Genomic DNA, 3260 nt, shown 5'->3' with positions numbered 1-3260 from the left:
CGCCTGCAGTTTCTTTGACATAACTCCATCCTCGCTTCCAAGGTAAAGAGTCTCCAAGAATCCCAGGGCGATACACAGACCGATTTTGTGGGTGACCGTGGCCGTTACGTGCGTCGGGACCCGGATGCGGGTCAGCGGGGGTCTCGTAACGGATACGTTGCGCGTTCGATTACGACTGCGGAGGGGAAGATCCCGATCCGGGTGCCCCAGGTCCGTGACGCTGCGGAGCCGTTCCGCTCGACGTTGATGGGGTTCTTGGAGGGCAACTCGGATGTCCTGGATCGTCTGGTGATGGAGATGTATGCACGGGGTATGTCGACCCGTGACGTCGAGGACGCCTTCCGGGACGTCACCGGCGAGTTGGTGATCTCACGCACCGCAGTGTCGGAGATCACCGATGGGTTGTGGGAACAATACGAGACGTTCACCTCTCGGGATCTGTCCGACATTTCGGTCGAGTATCTGTTCGTCGATGGTATCTACGAATCGCTGCGCCGCCACGGTGCCAAAGAAGCTGTCCTGGTGGGGTGGGGCGTCGACGGCGACGGCCGCAAACATCTGCTCCATCTGGCGGTGGGGAACAAGGAATCCGAGGAGTGTTGGGTCGAGTTCTTCCGCCACATGGTCGCACGGGGCCTCAGGGTGCCGACCTCGGTCACCTCTGACGGTGCACCAGGGTTGATCAACGCCATCGAATCAGTGTTCGACAAGTCGGTGCGGGTCCGTTGCTGGTTCCATCGCCTCGCCAACATCCGGGCCAAGCTCGCCGACGACACCGCACCTGAGGTGATGGCCGAGATCCGTGCGATCAGGGACGCCCCCACGTTGGATGCGGCGAGGGTCCAGGCGGATCGGGTCATCAACCGGTATCGCAGAGAGTTCCCCGCCGCAATCAGATGCCTCGAGGAGGATCTTGAGGCGCTTCTGGCGATCCATCGGATACCGGTGCGTCATCGCGTCAACGTTCGCACCACGAATCTTGTGGAACGGTCCTTCGTCGAGGAACGTCGCCGAACCAAAGTTATCCCGAGACTGTTGGACGAGAAGTCCGCCATGAAGCTCGTGTTCGCCACCCTGATCCGCACCGCCGACCGCTGGTCCAGGATCGCGGTCAGCGACCTCGAACGCCACCAACTCCGCCTACTCCGCCAAGAACTCGGAATCGACCCGCCACCAACCAGCACAGAGGACAAAACACCGACCGAAAAGACCATCGCCGCATGAGCTCACACCACCACGTTTACAGACAGCTCAGGACTTGACCTTCGAGGTCTTCTCAGCCGCGGCTGGCACTCACTCCAACATTGGTTTCGAACGCGACTACACGTATTGGGGTTTCTCCGGCTCACACAGCAAGCTGATCCGAACAGATACCGCCCATTACGGGTATCGATCTCTCGGCTGGAAGCCGCTCTCGTCGACATCATTCGTCTATCAGACGGTGACGCTCAACACAGAACCAGGGGTCGATCTCACTCCCCGGATGAGTCTTCGGAAGTACACAGCGGGAACCACTACCGGATACGCGAGCGTCAGAATGAGAGTGAGAGGCAGAGACTACGCTAACCCGGTCGCCGGCTGTTTCTATCCGAATGGGCGGTACCAGAACACTGTCACCGCTCAGGAAGGGCAGTGGCACTACTCTTCGTGGGGCACCTACACCCCCACGACATCCTGGGTGAATCGCGATTTCCCGGATATGGACCTGCCGACTGGATATGACGCTTACGACATCCAGATCCACATTTACAGCAGTGTCAAGGCTGATGGGTCCTACAGGGAGATCGACATCGACAACGCCCGAGTCTGGGAGTCATGATGAAGTGGCAACACCTTTCCTCAACATCAATTGACGACCTGGTGTGGCACCGGCTTCGCCAGCACCACACCGCTGAGACCGGCGTGAGTCTGAACCCAGCCGACGCCGTCGGCCGGCTCGCCCACCAAATCACCCGGCACCTCGTCAGCCTCGACGCGGCACTTGATGAAGGCACGAACGTGCGCATTGAGAACGAACGGCTGGTCGTCACGCCGCTGCCAGCTCAAGACAATGATCAGAACCTTGATGAGGTCCGAACCGCAGTGACTTCCTTGCTGCCAACAGTCGATCTGGTGGATCTGCTTGTCGAGGTGAACTCGTGGTGCGGATTTCTTGACGAGTTCACCCACCACCGGCGGGTGACTCTTCCCTGTCGTGTCCGCCAATGCCACTCCGGAACCAAACCGGCCGGATGATGCCCGGCCACCTCAACGCGCCCACCACCCCAAAACCCAAACCCCCCTTGACAAACATACGAGACTCGGGGTGCTTGGCTGTATTCGCTAGTCGTGTCCGCTACTCGTGTCCGAGGAGTCCTACGATCTCATCCATGAGAGAAGTCGCTGGTTCGCTGGGGTTGTTGATGAGGCGTTCAGCCTCGGTGCCCTCTGGCGTTCCGGCGATAGCTACAACCGCGTTTCCGACGGTTGTGAGCTTGGGGTCCTCATCAGCCAGTGTTGTGCGAAGGTACGCCTTCCAGCCTTCCGTACCAGTGTCGTCAGCAGATCCCTTCACAAGCCAGGCTGCAACGAAGCTGTGATCGGATGTGTAGAAGGGAACGTAGACCGAAAGTACGGTCCCCGTCATGTGGTCGGCCTGGCAACGGAGCGATCCTGCCTGATATCGCTCGAAAAACGCCGCCGGTATGGCGTCGCTCTCCAGACCTGCATCAGCCCAACCGGTTCGTGGGCCTTCCTCGAGCAACTGGAAACAGGGGTGCGTATCCCCGGTATCCACGGGACGGCTGTGAGCCGATCCTTCGTGTCCTGACACTGCACCCGTCAAGGCAAAGGTGGCAAGGACTGCCAGGATCGGAATCAGCCACAGCATTTGGCGCCGTACAACGTGTGTCATTTCTGTGTCCTTTCTCCTGGCTAACTGCTCCAGATATCTGTATTGGAGTGAGGGTCGAGTTCTTCCGCAGCACAGCCCCATATCCAGCCGGAGCCGGCCAGTCGGTGGTCTCCATCACGGCCGCATACATACGAAACGACCTTGTGGGAGCCGCTTTGTGGCCAGTTCTTCGTTGGGCTCTTGACGTTGTCACAGCCCTCGTTCAGGTAGTAGCAGGTGGTGCTTTGGTCGAAGATCTTCGTGCTTGACGGGTGGTAGACCTGAAGCCGTGAGTACGCATAGTCGAATGCGTGTCCATGGCCATGTGAAAGTCCTCGTTGGTGGCCAGCAAAAGTCCTCGCGGTGGATGTGTAGGTAATTCACTGCG

Annotated in this window: 4 protein-coding genes; 2 read left to right on the top strand and 2 right to left on the bottom strand. The window is 59.2% G+C overall.

Translation table 11 applies throughout. The features are described from left to right. Positions 1-87: 87 nt before the first annotated feature. Positions 88-1224 (top strand): IS256 family transposase, encoded by a 1137-nt coding sequence (locus P1T08_18555; protein ID MDF1598076.1) that lies wholly within the window; start codon positions 88-90, stop codon positions 1222-1224. A gap of 34 nt (positions 1225-1258) precedes the next feature. Beyond that, positions 1259-1819 (top strand): hypothetical protein, encoded by a 561-nt coding sequence (locus tag P1T08_18550; GenBank protein ID MDF1598075.1) that lies wholly within the window; start codon positions 1259-1261, stop codon positions 1817-1819. Between the two features lie 26 nt (positions 1820-1845). Here the strand turns inward: P1T08_18550 and P1T08_18545 are convergent, their stop codons facing one another. Together P1T08_18545 and P1T08_18540 are read right to left on the bottom strand one after the other, a co-directional pair. After that, complete coding sequence (locus tag P1T08_18545; protein MDF1598074.1) at positions 1846-2205, bottom strand: hypothetical protein; 360 nt, start codon at positions 2203-2205, stop codon at positions 1846-1848. A 130-nt stretch (positions 2206-2335) separates the two neighbouring features. Beyond that, complete coding sequence (locus tag P1T08_18540; protein MDF1598073.1) at positions 2336-2893, bottom strand: hypothetical protein; 558 nt, start codon at positions 2891-2893, stop codon at positions 2336-2338. Between the last annotated feature and the right edge of the window lie 367 nt (positions 2894-3260).

It is taken from the genome of Acidimicrobiia bacterium (assembly GCA_029210695.1).
Classification (GTDB): domain Bacteria; phylum Actinomycetota; class Acidimicrobiia; order Spongiisociales; family JAHEDJ01; genus JAHEDJ01.
This window is presented reverse-complemented; position numbering and strand designations above follow the sequence as displayed.

What these genes read in the sequence shown, in the direction of transcription:
- P1T08_18540 (MDF1598073.1), bottom strand. Translation starts at nt 2,893, where the DNA reads ATGACACACGTTGTACGGCGCCAAATGCTGTGGCTGATTCCGATCCTG.